This window comes from Micromonospora taraxaci, assembly GCF_007830095.1.
GTDB lineage: Bacteria > Actinomycetota > Actinomycetes > Mycobacteriales > Micromonosporaceae > Micromonospora > Micromonospora taraxaci.
In genome coordinates this window covers 706,853-721,206 of record NZ_VIWZ01000001.1, presented here as the reverse complement: position 1 = coordinate 721,206, position 14,354 = coordinate 706,853, and the positions used below count along the sequence as shown (strand labels likewise).

At 70.6% G+C, this 14,354-nt stretch carries 11 protein-coding genes; 2 read left to right on the top strand and 9 right to left on the bottom strand.

Annotation, left to right across the window (positions count from 1 at the left end; translation table 11 throughout):
- Positions 1–8 precede the first annotated feature (8 nt).
- Together FHU34_RS03420 and FHU34_RS03415 are read right to left on the bottom strand one after the other, a co-directional pair.
- Complete coding sequence (locus tag FHU34_RS03420) at positions 9–746, bottom strand: HAD family hydrolase (RefSeq protein WP_145785425.1); 738 nt, start codon at positions 744–746, stop codon at positions 9–11.
- Positions 747–839: 93 nt separating this feature from the next.
- On the bottom strand, positions 840–1,805 hold the full coding sequence (locus FHU34_RS03415) for an EamA family transporter (RefSeq protein WP_145778653.1): 966 nt from the start codon (positions 1,803–1,805) through the stop codon (positions 840–842).
- An 86-nt stretch (positions 1,806–1,891) separates the two neighbouring features.
- On the opposite strand from FHU34_RS03415, the gene FHU34_RS03410 reads away from it, so the two are divergent.
- Positions 1,892–2,437 (top strand): CGNR zinc finger domain-containing protein, encoded by a 546-nt coding sequence (locus FHU34_RS03410; RefSeq protein WP_145778652.1) that lies wholly within the window; start codon positions 1,892–1,894, stop codon positions 2,435–2,437.
- On the opposite strand, the gene FHU34_RS03405 is transcribed toward FHU34_RS03410, so the two are convergent.
- From FHU34_RS03405 to FHU34_RS03395, 3 genes are all read right to left on the bottom strand, one after another.
- On the bottom strand, positions 2,404–2,979 hold the full coding sequence (locus FHU34_RS03405) for a GNAT family N-acetyltransferase (protein WP_244311536.1): 576 nt from the start codon (positions 2,977–2,979) through the stop codon (positions 2,404–2,406). The two genes, FHU34_RS03410 and FHU34_RS03405, sit on opposite strands and share 34 nt — an antisense overlap.
- A 68-nt stretch (positions 2,980–3,047) precedes the next feature.
- Positions 3,048–3,230 carry a DUF397 domain-containing protein gene (locus tag FHU34_RS03400; protein ID WP_145778651.1) on the bottom strand — a complete coding sequence of 61 codons (183 nt, stop codon included), beginning with the start codon at positions 3,228–3,230 and terminating at the stop codon, positions 3,048–3,050.
- On the bottom strand, positions 3,221–4,033 hold the full coding sequence (locus FHU34_RS03395) for a helix-turn-helix domain-containing protein (RefSeq protein WP_145778650.1): 813 nt from the start codon (positions 4,031–4,033) through the stop codon (positions 3,221–3,223). Before FHU34_RS03395 ends, FHU34_RS03400 begins: the two co-directional genes overlap by 10 nt.
- Positions 4,034–4,389: 356 nt before the next feature.
- On the opposite strand from FHU34_RS03395, the gene FHU34_RS03390 reads away from it, so the two are divergent.
- Positions 4,390–4,743, top strand: a complete 354-nt coding sequence (locus FHU34_RS03390) for a hypothetical protein (protein WP_145778649.1) — start codon at positions 4,390–4,392, stop codon at positions 4,741–4,743.
- On the opposite strand, the gene FHU34_RS03385 is transcribed toward FHU34_RS03390, so the two are convergent.
- The 4 genes from FHU34_RS03385 to FHU34_RS03370 form a co-directional block, all read right to left on the bottom strand.
- Positions 4,688–6,097, bottom strand: coding sequence for a class II fumarate hydratase (locus FHU34_RS03385; RefSeq protein WP_208744916.1), 1,410 nt, complete (start codon positions 6,095–6,097; stop codon positions 4,688–4,690). The two genes, FHU34_RS03390 and FHU34_RS03385, sit on opposite strands and share 56 nt — an antisense overlap.
- A gap of 35 nt (positions 6,098–6,132) precedes the next feature.
- On the bottom strand, positions 6,133–9,114 hold the full coding sequence (locus FHU34_RS03380) for an AfsR/SARP family transcriptional regulator (protein WP_145778647.1): 2,982 nt from the start codon (positions 9,112–9,114) through the stop codon (positions 6,133–6,135).
- 311 nt (positions 9,115–9,425) lie between these two features.
- Positions 9,426–12,407 carry an AfsR/SARP family transcriptional regulator gene (locus tag FHU34_RS03375; RefSeq protein ID WP_145778646.1) on the bottom strand — a complete coding sequence of 994 codons (2,982 nt, stop codon included), beginning with the start codon at positions 12,405–12,407 and terminating at the stop codon, positions 9,426–9,428.
- Between the two features lie 258 nt (positions 12,408–12,665).
- Complete coding sequence (locus FHU34_RS03370; protein ID WP_145778645.1) at positions 12,666–14,333, bottom strand: fumarate hydratase; 1,668 nt, start codon at positions 14,331–14,333, stop codon at positions 12,666–12,668.
- Positions 14,334–14,354: the final 21 nt, after the last annotated feature.

Here is a 14,354-nt window from a genome sequence, read left to right as displayed (position 1 = left end):
GGCAGCCATCACACAGCACCCAGCAGGTTTACGCCACCTGAACGTCCGTTATGGCGGCGAATCTCTGCTTCAGCAAACAACGCCAGCGCCGCCGACAGGTCCGCCACGGTGGACACCTCGGCATCGGGCGTGTGACCGAGCGGGCGGGGCAGGCCGGCACGGTTCAACCACACCGAGCGCAGGCCGGCGCGGCGGGGTGCCACCACGTCGTGCTCCCACGAGTCACCGACGTACACGATCTGCTCGGCCGGCACCCCCGCCGCACTGACGACCGCGGCGTAGAACTCCGGGGCGGGCTTCTTGGGCAGGCCGTTCTCGTGCGCGTACACCTCGAAGGCGAACTCGCCGACGAGCCCGCACCGTTCGGCGCGACTGTTGCCGTTGGTAGCGAAACCCAGCGTGTAGCTCTCGCGGAGCGTGGCCAGCGCCGCCGGCACGTCGGGGAACGGTCGGGTGAGGGCGAACCGGCGGGCGAAGAAGAGGGCCGCGAACTCGTCCAGGTGGTCGCCCAGCTCGGCGCGGGCCAGCGACCTGGCCAGGGCGGCGCGTCGGATCTCCATGACCGGGGCGGCCGCCAGCTCGCCGAAGACCGCACCCCAGTCCGACTCCAGCTCGTCGAGCGTCACCTCGGCCGCCGCCGGGGTGCGCCGTCGCATCTCGTCGAGGACGGCGATCAACCCGCCCGTCACCGCCGGCCGCAGATCGAGCAGGGTTTCGTCGGCGTCGAACACCACGGTGGTCAGCACGACGCCCACTGTCTCACCGACAGAGAGCGCCAGCACGCGCACCAGCGCCGGACGGCAGGCACCGGACACCGGGCCGCCAGGGAGCCGGCACGCCTACCGGCCGTCGAGCGCCAACGCCGGCTCGGGCGTGACCGGCGTGGGCTCCGAGGGCGACCCACGCAGCTCGTCGAGGCGTACCAGCGCGACGCCGGCGACGATCAACGCTCCGCCGAAGAGCTGCCAGCCGGTGGGCAGCTCGTTCAGGAAGAGCCAGGCGATCAGCACCGCGAACAGCACCTCGGTCAGCCCGACGAATGACGACAGCCGGGGGCCGAGGATGCGGGTGCCGGCGATCCCGGCCAGGTACGCGATGACGGCGGCCACCAGCGACAGCCCGGCGATGGGCAGCATCCAACTGGTGGTCTGTCCGGCGAAGGTGACGTCGCCGAAGGTGGCGTGCAGGGGCAGCAGACCGGTCAGCCCGACGAGGAGCAGCACGCCGGCGCCCACTGCCATCCCGCCGCTGGCCATGGCGACCGAGGGTAGGCGGGGGTCAACCCGACCGGCGAGCACGAAGTAGCCGGCCAGGCCGAACGCCGCGCCCAGACCCCAGAGCACGCCCACCGGGTGGAAGTCGGCGGTGCCGGCGAGGTCGAGGACGAACGCCAACCCGACCAGGGCGGCCACCGATCCGGCCACGGTGAGCCGGCGGGGTCGCTGCCCGTGTCGCAGCCACATCCAGCCCACGACGAGGATGATGCCCAGGTATTCGAGCAGCAGCGCGACACCGACGGGCAGGTAGCGCACGGCGTTGAAGAAGCAGACCTGGGCCAGGGCCACCCCGAGGAGCCCGAACATCCCGATCGCCGTGGCGTTGCCGCGCAGCACGGACCACCTGCCCCGCAGTGACAACAGGGCGGGGATCGCCAGCACGAGGGCGGCCACGCCGACCCGGGCGATCACCGCCGACTCGGCCGACCAGCCGGCCTCGATGAGTGATCGCGCGAAGGTGCCGGAGGTGGCGAAGGTGACTGCGGAGAGCAGCGCCAACGCGGCGCCGGCAGCAGGTCGTGAGTGCATGTCGCGCTCCTCGGGGACGGCACCGTGTCATGAGCAAACTATCCTTGTACTGATGACGCTAGGCGTCCGCCCTGACAGGAGTCAAGATGCTATTTGCTCATGACACCGAATGTTCGCTGATCGCCACCGCCGCGCTGGTCAACACCGCGGGTCGGGACGGTGAGCTGTTGCCCGACGTCGCCGCGCTCGACGCGTTCTTCGTCCGCCACTCCTACAGCGGCCGGCACGAGCACACCGACGCCGAGTTGCGCGCCGTGAAGGAGCTGCGACCTCAACTGCGCCGCATCTGGCACGCCGAGCCGCCCGAGATCGTCGCGCTGGTCAACGGCCTGCTGCTGGAACACAAGGCGTTGCCCCAGCTCATCGAGCACGACGACGAGCCGTACCACCTGCACGCCGTTCCCCGCGACGCTCCGCTGGCCACCCGTATCGCGGTGGAGGCGGCGATGGCCATGGCCGACCTGGTCCGCGCGCGCGAGCTGAGCCGGCTTCGCATCTGCGAGTACCCGGACTGCGACAACGTCGTCGTCGACCTGTCCCGCAACCGGTCGCGGCGGTTCTGCGAGGCCGGCTGCGGCAACCGCGCCGCCGTGACCGCCTACCGTGCGCGCCGAGCCGCCGGCCGCTCCTGAACCACCTCGTACTCCACCTCGCCGTGCTCGGTGCCCAGGATCGGCTCGTCCCACTGAAGGTGGAAGGTGCGCACGTAGTGCAGCCCCGCCTTCGCCATCACCCGCCGGGAGCGCTCGTTGACCGTCATCGTCTCGGCCCAGACCCGACGCACCCCGACGGTGTCGAAGGCGTAACGGACCAGCGCCCGCGACCCCTCGGTGGCCAGCCCTCGCCCCCACGCCGAGCGGCGCAGCCGGTAGCCCAACTCGGCCTCGCTGCCGTCCGCCGACGGGTCGAGCGCGAACCAACCCAGGAATTCGCCCGACTCCCGATCGTGCGCCGCCCAGCGACCCAACCCGGGATGCCGCCCGTACTGGGCCAACAACCTCGGCAACTGCTCGTCCCGGACCGTCGCCAGCGACGTGGGCACCCCACCGCTGAGGAACCGCATCACCTCGGGGTCGCTGTCCAACTCGACCAACGCGTCCACGTCGTCCATGGTCAGCCGCCGGAACCGCAGCCGCTCGGTCTCCGCTGGAACCACCAGGTCACCGCCATCCACGACCGGATCATCCCGCCGCGCCAACCCCACCGTCGAGCCGTTTACCCGCCGCGCGCCAGGCAGTCGCGTCAGCGCGGGGGCGCGACCACGAAGAGCCGCCAGGAGTACGCGTCGACAACGAGCACGGGCCCGTCCGGGTCCTTGCTGTCTCGCACCCCGACCACGCCCCCAAGGTCCGTAGCCACCTCGACACACTGGTCGTTGGAACCACTCCGGCTGCTCTTGCGCCACCGGACTTCGGTCAACTCCACGTCTCCGCCACCTCCCTCAGCAACTCGATCGACTCCTGCGGAGGCAACGCCTGTCCGAGAGTCGCTTCCCATGTCCACTGTAGGCGCAGCAGATCCGCGGGCTGATCCAGCTCTTGGCCGCCGATCTGGCCACCGAGGTAGGCGAGATCACTGTGATCGGCCACCGTGGCGAGGATGAACGGTCCGTTCAGGCCCGGGTACTCCTCGGCAGAGCGCGGCACGACGTGCAGCTGAACTCGTGGATGCTCGGTCGCCAGGCGCGCCAGGTGCACGGCCTGCTCGCACATCACCTTCCGACCGCCGACGCGGCGTCTCAGCACCGACTCGTCCATCACCGCGACCAGGTGCGGCGGTCGGTCACCGTAGAGAACCCGCTGGCTGTCCATCCGGTCGGTCAGCCGACGCTCCACCTCGTCGGCATCGAGCAGCCGGTCCGACTCGAAGACAGCGCGGGCATAGCCCTCGGTTTGCAGCAGCCCAGGCACGTGCAGCGGGTCGAACCAGCGCAGCGCACGCGCCTCCGCGAGGATCGCTCGCCAGCCGCGCAGCCAGACCTGGGCCTTGTCCAAGCTCACCAGTTCAGTGGACATGCGGCCGAAGAGGCCGCCGGTGTCCAGGGCCCGGTCGACAAGTTCCAGGTACTTCGCGGTGGGCGGCTGCTGACCCAACTCGACGGCGCTGACCATCGACGCCGAGTAGTTGACCGCCTTCGCCAACTCGTCCTGACTCCAGCCCTGCCGGACCCGAGCCCGGCGCAGCTCCGCGACCAGGAACGCCGCCGCCGTCATCTGCCCATCGGCCATGCCAGCCGCCCTCCACCCCGCCGACGATCGATTCCAGCCGGTCGCCAACGGTGTCACCACCGAACACAAGGCGGCTGTGACGACGCGACCAAACCCTTCCGAACGTAGTCGCCCGATCACCAGACTGTGAAGCGCGACGCCGCTCCCCGTCCCCCGGGTCCAGCGGCATCGCACGGGACCGCCCGCTCCCCCGTGCCGGGCGGTCCCACCCCACCGACCACGCGGCCTTCTTCGAGATCTTGGACAGTTTCCGTCAACTGCTGACGGAAACTGTCCAAGATCTCGGCAGTTTGGGCGGTGGGGCGGACGGCGGGGGTGATGCCACAAACGAGTCAGCTCGAAAGGACGGCAACACCATGTCCCGGACCACCCTGGACGACCGAGCGCCGACTCCACGCCGCACGCACCTGCCACTGCGCCCGCTCTGGCTCTGCCGGGTCTGCGCCGCGCCGTGGCCGTGCCCGGTGGCCCGGCTCACCCTCTGCCAGGAGTACGCCCACGACCGGATCGCGTTGAGCGTCTACCTGTGCACGGTCCTCCACGACGCGGCGGCCGACCTGTACCGGCTCAACCCGCACGACGGCCCGGACCCGGCAGCGCTCTTCACCCGCTTCCTCGGCTGGACGGCACCACGCGGTGTCCGCGCCGAGCAGGTCAGGGGTGGGTCATCCGGAGCAGGTCCAGCGTCTCGTCCAACTGGGTCTCGGTGAGCTTGCCCGAGTCGACGTGGCCCCGGGAGATCACCACCTCACGGATCGAGGTCTGCTTGGCCAACGCCTCCTTGGCGATCGACGCGGCCTCGTCGTACCCCAGGTAGCGGTTGAGCGGGGTGACGATCGACGGCGAACCCTCGGCGTACGCCAGGCAGACCTCGGCGTCCGCGACGAGGCCGACCACCAGCCGGTCGGCGAAGAGCCGGCTCACCGCGGACAGCAGCCGGATCGACTCCAGTAGGTTGCGGCCCATCACGGGGAGCATCACGTTCAGCTCGAAGTCGCCCTGCGAGCCGGCGAAGCCCACCGTCGCGTCGTTGCCGATCACCTGGGCGCAGACCTGCCGCATCGCCTCCGCGACGACCGGGTTGACCTTGCCGGGCATGATCGACGAGCCCGGCTGGAGGTCGGGGATGCGCAACTCACGGAGGCCGGCGCGCGGGCCGGAACCCATCCACCGGATGTCATTAGCGATCTTGTAGAGGCCTACCGCAAGAGTCCGCAGCTGCCCCGAAGTCTCCACCAGCGCGTCGCGGGCGCCCTGCGCCTCGAAGTGGTTGCGCGCCTCGGACAACGGCAACCCGGTCGACTCGCGCAGCTTGTCGATCACCGCGGCGGCGAAGCCGAGCGGGGTGTTGATCCCGGTGCCCACGGCGGTGCCGCCCAACGGCAGCTCGGCCAGTCGGGGCAGCGCGCCCTCCAGCCGTTCGATCCCGTAGCGGACCTGGGCGGCGTACCCGCCGAACTCCTGGCCGAGGGTGACCGGTGTGGCGTCCATCAGGTGCGTACGCCCCGCCTTGACCACCGTCTCGAACTCCGCGGCCTTGGCCTCGAGCGCGGCGGCAAGGTGCGCCAACGACGGCAGCAGGTCCTCCACGATGAACTGGGTGGCCGCCAGGTGGATCGAGGACGGAAAGACGTCGTTGCTCGACTGGGAGGCGTTGACGTGATCGTTCGGGTGCACCGGTGAGCCCAGCTCACGGCTCGCCAGGGTGGCGATCACCTCGTTGGTGTTCATGTTCGACGACGTGCCCGAGCCGGTCTGGAAGACGTCCACCGGGAACTGGTCGTCGTAACCACCGTCGGCCACGTGGGCGGCGGCGGCGGTGATGGCGGCGGCCACGTTCGCGTCGATCACGCCAAGCTCGCCGTTGACCTCGGCCGCCGCACCCTTGATCTGGGCGAGGGCTTTGATCTGGGCCGGTTCGATGCCCCGGCCGGAGATCGGGAAGTTCTGCACCGCACGCTGGGTCTGCGCCCGCCACAGCGCCTCGGCGGGCACCTCCACCTCGCCCATCGAGTCGCGTTCGATGCGGTAACCGGTCGCCTCTGGAGTCGTCACGCGTACCATCCTGCCGCGCCCGTGGCCGACCCGCAGATGATCCGTCAGCCCAACTCGGTGAGCAGCCTCTCCACCTCGTGCCGGTCCGGCGACTCGATCTGCCGGAACAGCGTCAGCGCCTGCTCCAGGTGCGCGCGGGCCGCCGTCGGATCCGTGGCCCGTACGCAGCGGGCGACGCCCTCCAACGCCCAGGCCTTCTCGTAGCGGGCGCCGAGCCGGCTGGCGTCGGCGAGCACCCGGCGGTGCAGGTCGAGCGCGCTGGCGGCGTCCCCCTGCTCCAGGATCGCCCGGGCCAGCAGATTGCGGGACGCACATTCCCCCATCCGGTCGCCGGCCTCCATCATCGCTACCAGCGCGTCCCGGTGCAGGGCGGCGGCACGTTCCGGGTCGCCGGCGACGCGTTCCATCATGCCGATCTCGTTGAGCACCTCTCCCTCGCCGAAACGGTCGCCTAGCCGGCGTTTGAGGGACAGCGCGACCCGCAGCAGGCGGCGGGCAGGACCCAGGTCGCCCATCCGGTGCCGGATTATCGCGAGGTGCCCCAGCGCATTGTGGGTCTGCCGGAGGTCCTTCGCCTGGCGAGCCAGCAGGAGATGCAGTCGGGCGTGGCGCAGGGCCTCGTCGTACCGCCCCCACCGGATCAACGCGTAGCACAGGTTGTGCAACAGATTGGTCAGCTCATGCACGTCGGCCAGGCTGCGGATCATGCTGAGTGCCTCGTCGAACTTCGCCTTGCCCTGCCGGAAGTCACCGTTCGCGGCATACGAGATGCCGAGATTCCAGAGCGTGCTGAGCACGTCGCCGCGCAGCCCGAGCTGGCGGCGCAACCTGAGCGCCACCTCCATCGACCGGATCGCCTCCGGGAAGCGGGCCAGCCGGAAGTACGCCGAGGAGAGGTAGTTCAGCATCACGGCGATGGCCGCCTCGTCGCCCAGCCGCTCGGCTACGCGAAGCCCGATCGTGTGGGTCTCGATCAGCTCGTCGAGGTGCCCGCCCTCGAAGTTGAGCCGCCAGCAGGCCCGGGCCAGCTTCCAGCAATGAACCGGGAAGCTTTCCTCCTCGGCTACCCGAACGAGGGCGGTGAGCCCGGTGTGGTTCTCCTCGAACCACCCCCACCCCTCGGCCACCGGCACAGCCATCAGATCCGGACGCCGGGGCGTGTCCGCGGGAATGTTGCGGCGACTGCCCGCCGCCTCGATCCTCCGGGCGATCGCCAACGTGATGGACAGATGGTGGTCCAGCAGCCGCTCCACTGCGGCCCGGCGCTCGATGTGCCGCTCCGGGCCGGCGAGCAGCAGCCGGGCGTACTCACGGAGCAGGTCGTGTAGCCGGTACCAGCCCGGCTGCACCTCGTCCACCAGGTGCGCGTCGACCAACTCGTCAAGCAGGTCCTGGGTGTCGGTCAGGGGCAGCTCGGCGAGGGCGGCGGCAACTCGGCTGTCCAGGCGTCCCCCCGGATACAGGCTGAGCAGCGGAAACAGCCGCTGCGCCGTCGGTGAGACCTGCTCGTACGACAGGGCGAACGCCTGCCCCACCGAGCGCTGCCCGGCGGTCAGCTCGGCCAGCGGACCCGCTCCGGTGACCAGCCGCTCGGCGAGGTCCGCGACCCTCCAGCGAGGCCGATGCGCGAGGCGTGCGCCGGCCAACCGGATGGCGAGCGGCAGGTGGCCGCAGCGACGCGCCACCTCGGCCGCCGCCTCCGGTTCGGCGGCGATCCGATCCAGGCCAGCAACCCGGCCGAGCAGTTCGATCGCCTCATCGGCGTCGAGGACCGGCAGTGACGACGGCCGACCCTCGTCGAGCCCGACCAGTCGACGACGACTGGTGATGAGGACCAGGCAGTGCGGGCCGTTGGGCAGCAGCGGGGCCACCTGGTCGGCGGTGCCGGCGTTGTCCAGCACCACCAACGCTCGCCGACCGGCCAACTCGATCCGCCACAGCGCCAACCTGTCGTCAAGGTTCTCCGGCACCCGCTCCGCCGGCACGCCGAGCTGGCGCAGCAGGGCCGCCACGGCCGTGGCCGGCGTCAACGGTCGGCGTTCGCTGTGCCCGTGCAGATCGATGAAGAGCTGGGCGTCGGGATAACGGTCGGCGAGCGCGGTCGCGACGTGTACGGCGAGCGTGGTCTTGCCGCTGCCGGCCATCCCGTCGACCACCTGGATCCGGGTGCCGTCCTCCTCAATCTCCTTGACCAGGCGGGCCACCGTCTCCTGCCGACCGATGAAATCCCCGATCGCCCGGGGCAGTGAGCGGACCGGGCCGACGGGTTGAGCCGGTCGACCGGCCAGGGCGAGGTCGCCGGCGAGCACCCGCTGGTGCAGCTCCTGCAATTCGGCGCCCGGTTCGATGCCCAACTCGTCGGCGTATGTCTGTCGGCCCTCCCGATAGACGGCGAGGGCGTCCGCCTGTCTCCCGACCGACGACAGGGCCAGCATCAGTTGACCACGCAAGCGCTCCCGCAGGGGATGCCGATCGACGCTCTCCGCCAGTTCCTCGATCAGCTCCGCGGCCCGGCCGAGCCGCAGCTCGACCTCGACGCACTCCTCCAGCGCGGTGAGGCGTTGCTCGTCGAGCGCCTGCGCCCGACGACGGACGCTGACGCTGGGGATGCCAGCGAGTGCCGGCCCTCGCCACAGCGCCAGGGCGGCGCGGAAACCTGTACGCGCCTCGGCCAACCGGCCGGCCACAACGGCGGCCCGGGCCGTCTCCACGCCTCTAACGAAGACGTCGGCATCCAGGTCGTTCGGGGTGGTCCGGACGCCGTATCCGACCGGGTCGGTGACGATGAGCTCGGGTGCGAGGTCGAGTTCGGTGAACCGGCGGCGCAACCGGGACACGCAGGTCTGCAACTGGGCCCGGGCGGTGGCTGGGGGGCTGTCCTCCCACACGGCGTCCACCAACTCGTCGACGGGCACGAGCCGACCGGCCCGCAACAGCAGCGTGGCGAGCACGATTCGATCCCGACCCGCGGTGACAGTGGCCTCACCACCACCAACCCGCAGAGGCCCCAGGATCCCGAACCGCATCTACTCCTCCACCCCCGTGGCGCACCAACCAGCAGCGTAGTCCCGTCATCACCGCCCGACACAGCACGGTGATAGCGATGTGAGAGCGGATCGAGTGCGGCACACCGGAAACTTGTTCCAGGTTGGCGGTGACGACATCCGACGGGGGCGGTGCGCCCGTCCCACCCCAGCGGGGCGGGCGTACCGATGTCGGTGCAGAACTACCGACGCCGGAAGCGCCAGGCGAAAGCCTGGCGCTTCCACGCGTGTCGGACCGCTCGGTGCTGGCCGACGGTGAGCTGCCCCGCCGCCGGCAGACCGCTGATGGCCCATCAGCCCAACTCGGTGAGCAGTCGGCTCACCTCGTGCTGGTCCGGCGACTCGATCTGCCGGAACAGGTCCAGCGCGCGGATCCAGTGTGACCGGGCCGCGGCCGGGTCGGTGTCCCGCAGACAGCGGGCGATCCCGTCCAGCGCGTGGGCCTGCTCGTGCCGGGCACCCATTCGGACGGCTTCGGCGAGCACACGCCGGTACAGGTCGGCAGCGCTGGTGACGTCCCCCTGGTCGAGAAGCGCACGGGCCAGGAAGTTGCGCGACACGCAGGCGCCGGTGCGGTCTCCGGATTTCGTCACCGCGCCGAGCGCCTCGCGGTGCAGCGTCGCGGCGGCCTCGGGCCGGCCCAGGATCCGCTCGATCGCGCCCAGTTCGTTGAGGACCTCACCCTCGCCGAAGCGGTTGACCTGGCGGCGTTTGAACTGCAACGTCAACCGCAGGAACCGGCGTGCACCCGCGTAGTCGCCGAGTCGCGCCCGCACCGCGCCCAGGTGCCCCAGCGCGTTCCACAGGGCGCTCATGTCCCCGATCTCGCGGGCCAGGCTCAGCTGACGCCGCGAGACCCGCCGCGACTCCGGGTAACGGCCCCAGGCCATCAGCAGGATCGCCTGGTTGTTGAGCATCGCGACGACCTCCGCCGGCTGGTCCCTGGCGGAGACGAGCGCCAGCGCCGCGGCGGAGTGGACCAACGCGGGAGCAAGTTGCCAGTTCGCCCCGTACGCGACGGCCAGGTTCCGGCGGACAGTCGCCTCACCACGCCGGTCGCCGAGCTGCTGACGCAGTCGAAGCGCGACCTCCATCAACTTGATGGCCTCCGCGAACCGCCCGAGCCGGAAGTAGCCCGAGGAGAGATAGTTCTGCACGGTGGCGATGGCCCCCGCGTCACCGAGCTGCTCGGCGGCGCGCAACGCGACTGTGTGGACGTCCACCAGCTCGTCCAGGTGGCCGCTCATGAACAGGTGGAACCAGGACGTGCGGGCCAGCTGCCAGCAACGTTCCAGTTGCCCCTCTGCGGCGGCCAGCCGCACCAGCGCCGGCAGCGCGGCCCGGTTGGCGTCGAACCAGGCGGCCCCATCCGCAGCCGACTTCTGCACCAGATCGGCTCGCGGGGGTTCCGGCAGCACCAGGGCGGAACGGCTGGCCACCGGCTCCATCTGATTGGCGAGAGCGTGCGCCACGTGCAGGTAGTGATCAAGAAGCCGGACGGTGGCGGACCTTCGGCTCGCTGCCGTCTCGCTGGTCTCCAGCAGTTGCTGGGCGTACTCGCGCATGAGGTCGTGGAAGCGGAATCGGCCGAGTGCCGGTTCGTCGACGAGGTGCGAGTCGGCGAGATTGTCCAGGAGACTCTGGGCTTCCGGCAGGGGCAGGTCGACGACCGCCGCCGCCACCCGATCGTCGAACGACCCCTCCGGGTGCAGCGCCAACAGCCGGAACATCCGCTGCTGGTCGGGTTCGAGCTGCGCGTACGACAGGGAGAACGCCTGCCCGACGGAACGCTCGCCGGCCGACAGCTTGGTCAGGGTGTCCCGTCCCGGGGCGAGCCGGTCCGCCAGGTCGTGGATCTGCCACCGGGGCCGGTGGACGAGCCGGGCCCCCGCCAGCCGGATCGCCAGGGGCAGGTACCCGCAACGGCTGGCCACCTCGGCAGCCGCCTCCGGCTCGGCGGCGACCCGGTCGGGACCCAGCACCCGCCCGAGCAGCTCCACTGCCTCCTCGGGGTCCAGCACAGCCAGCGACGTCGGCTTGCCACCGTCCAGCCCGACGAGCCGGCGGCGGCTGGTGATCAGGGTGAGGGTGTCCCGGCCGCTGGGCAGCAGCGGTGCAACCTGAGCGGCGCTGGCGGCGTTGTCGAGCACCACGATCGCCCGCCGTCCGGACAGTTGGCTGCGCCACAGGGCAGCGCGTTCGTCGGTGTCGGCGGGCATCCGGTCGCCGGGGACGCCGAGCTGGCGGAGCAGCGCGGCAAGGGCGGTGGTGGCCGGCAGCGGTGCTCGTTCGCTGTGCCCGTGCAGGTCGATGAAGAGGTGCGCGTCGGGGTAGCGGTCCCCGAGCGCCGTGGCGATGTGCACGGCCAGCGTGGTTTTTCCGCTGCCCGCCATGCCGTCGAGGAGTTGAATTCGGGCGTCGTCTTCCTCGATCTCCTTCACCAGCCGACCGAGCGTCTCCTGCCGTCCGGTGAAGTCGCTGATCGACCGGGGCAGCGCCCGGACCTGGGTGAAGGACCGCTCCTCCGGGCGGGTCACGGCCAGATCGCCGGCGAGTACGCGTTGGTGCAGCTCCTGCAACGCGGCACCCGGCTCAATGCCCAACTCGTCGGCGTAGAACCGCCGGCCCTCCCGGTACACCGTGAGCGCGTCGGCCTGCCGGCCCACCGACGACAGCGCCAACATCAGCTGGCCTCGCAGACGCTCCCGCAGCGGATGCCGATCGACGCCCTCGGCCAGTTCCCCAATCAACTCCGCGGCCCGCCCGAGGCGCAACTCGACCTCGACGCACTCCTCCAGCACAGTCAGGCGCTGCTCGTCGAGCGTCTGCGCCCGACGGCGGACGCTGCGGTTGGGGATGCCGCCGAGCGCCGGCCCGCGCCAGAGCGCCAGGGCCGCGCGGAACCGCTCACCCGCCTCAGCCGGACGACCGGTCACGGCGGCGGCCCGGGCCGCTTCGACCGTACGGGCGAAGACCTCGGCATCCAGGTCGTCCGGGGCGGTGCGGATGCCGTACCCGACCGGGTCGGTGACGATGACATCCCCGGGCAGCTGCAACTCGGCGAAACGACGACGCAACCGCGACACACACGTCTGCAACTGGGCACGGGCGGTGGCCGGAGGATTCTCCTCCCAGACCGCGTCGATCAGCTCCTCCACCGGCACCAACCGGCCGGCCCGGAGCAACAACATCGCGAGTACGACCCGATCCCGACCCGCGGTGACAGTGGACTCGCCACCGCCGACCCGCAGGGGCCCCAGGATCCCGAACCGCATCTGCTCCCCCGCCTCACCGCCGCACCTTTCAGCAGAGTAGTCCGGCGATCACAAATCGCCGCAGCCAGGCGATAGGGATCTGAGAGCGGATCGACAGTGGTCCTGAGCAGACTCGCTGTGCGTTGTCGGTGACGACATCCGACGGGGGCGGTGCGCCCGTCCCACCCCAGCGGGGCGGGCGTACCGATGTCGGTGGTGCACGGGCGACAGAAGGGGCGCCGGGCGAGTTCGCCCGGCGCCCCTTCGCGTACGTGTCGGTCAGTGGCGGCCGATGGTGAGCACCGGCTTGGTGACCTCGGCGAAGAAGTCGTTGCCCTTGTCGTCGACCACGATGAAGGCCGGGAAGTCCTCCACCTCGATCTTCCAGACCGCCTCCATGCCCAGCTCCGCGTATTCGAGGACCTCGACGTGCTTGATGCAGTCCTGAGCGAGGCGGGCGGCGGGGCCGCCGATCGAGCCGAGGTAGAAGCCGCCGTGCTGCTGGCAGGAGCGGGTCACCTGACCGGAGCGGTTGCCCTTGGCCAGCATCACCTGGGAGCCACCGGCGGCCTGGAACTTCTCCACGTAGGCGTCCATCCGCCCGGCGGTGGTCGGGCCGAAGGAGCCCGACGCGTACCCCTCGGGGGTCTTCGCCGGGCCGGCGTAGTAGACCGCGTGGTCGCGCAGGTACTGCGGCATCGGCTCGCCGGCGTCCAACCGCTCCGCGATCTTGGCGTGCGCGATGTCCCGGGCCACCACGAGCGGGCCGGACAGTGACAGCCGGGTCTTCACCGGGTACTTGGACAGCTCGGCGCGGATCTCGTCCATCGGTCGGTTGAGGTCGACCCGTACGACCAGCTCTGCGTCCAGCGAGTCGTCGGTGACGTCGGGCAGGAAACGCGCCGGGTCGGTTTCGAGGCGCTCCAGCCACACGCCCGACGGGGTGATCTTGGCGACCGCCTGCCGATCCGCCGAACAGGAGACGGCGATCGCCACCGGGCAGGACGCGCCGTGCCGGGGCAACCTGACCACCCGCACGTCGTGGCAGAAGTACCGGCCGCCGAACTGCGCGCCGATGCCGAAGTTGCGGGTCAGCTCCAGCACCTCCGCCTCAAGCTCCAGGTCACGGAAGCCGTGTGCGCTCATCGAGCCCTGCGTTGGCAGCGCGTCGAGGTACTTGGCGCTGGCGTACTTCGCGGTCTTCAGCGCGTACTCGGCGGAGGTGCCGCCGATGACGATGGCCAGGTGGTACGGCGGGCAGGCGGCGGTGCCGATCAGCCGCAGCTTCTCCTCCAGGAACTGCATCATCCTCGTCGGGTTGAGCAGTGCCTTGGTCTCCTGGTAGAGGTACGACTTGTTGGCCGACCCGCCGCCCTTGGCCATGAACAGGAACTTGTACGCGTCCGGGTGCCCGTCCGGGTCCTCCGCGTACAGCTCCACCTGGGCCGGCAGGTTGCTGCCGGTGTTCCGCTCGTCCCACATGGTGAGCGGGGCGAGCTGGGAGTAGCGCAGGTTGAGCTTGGTGTACGCCTGGTAGACGCCCCGGGAGATGGCCTCGGCGTCAGCTCCGTCGGTCAGCACGTGCCGGCCACGCTTACCCATCACGATCGCGGTGCCGGTGTCCTGGCACATCGGCAACACGCCACCGGCGGCGATGTTGGCGTTGCGGAGCAGGTCCAACGCGACGAACCGGTCGTTCGGCGAGGCCGCCGGGTCGTCGATGATCGCCCGGAGCTGGGCCAGGTGCGCAGGGCGCAGGAAGTGCGCGATGTCGTGCATCGCCTCGGCGGTCAGCGCGGTGAGCGCGGCCGGCTCCACGGTCAGGAACCGGCGGCCTCCCGGGCCGTGTACGACGTCCACACCCTCGTCGGTGACCAGGCGATAGTCCGTCTGGTCCGGGCCGGTCGGCAGCAGAGGGGCGTACGAGAATGCGGCGGCACTGCTCATGAGCGGCAAGCCTAGGGCAGA

Excerpts from the sequence above, each read along its gene's own strand:
- FHU34_RS03395 (WP_145778650.1), bottom strand. The coding sequence starts at position 4,033 with ATGGCCGATGGGCAGATGACGGCGGCGGCGTTCCTGGTCGCGGAGCTG.
- FHU34_RS03375 (WP_145778646.1), bottom strand. The coding sequence starts at position 12,407 with ATGCGGTTCGGGATCCTGGGGCCCCTGCGGGTCGGCGGTGGCGAGTCC.
- FHU34_RS03410 (WP_145778652.1), top strand. The coding sequence starts at position 1,892 with ATGCTATTTGCTCATGACACCGAATGTTCGCTGATCGCCACCGCCGCG.
- FHU34_RS03390 (WP_145778649.1), top strand. The coding sequence starts at position 4,390 with ATGTCCCGGACCACCCTGGACGACCGAGCGCCGACTCCACGCCGCACG.
- FHU34_RS03380 (WP_145778647.1), bottom strand. The coding sequence starts at position 9,114 with ATGCGGTTCGGGATCCTGGGGCCTCTGCGGGTTGGTGGTGGTGAGGCC.
- FHU34_RS03415 (WP_145778653.1), bottom strand. The coding sequence starts at position 1,805 with ATGCACTCACGACCTGCTGCCGGCGCCGCGTTGGCGCTGCTCTCCGCA.
- FHU34_RS03385 (WP_208744916.1), bottom strand. The coding sequence starts at position 6,097 with ATGGTACGCGTGACGACTCCAGAGGCGACCGGTTACCGCATCGAACGC.
- FHU34_RS03370 (WP_145778645.1), bottom strand. The coding sequence starts at position 14,333 with ATGAGCAGTGCCGCCGCATTCTCGTACGCCCCTCTGCTGCCGACCGGC.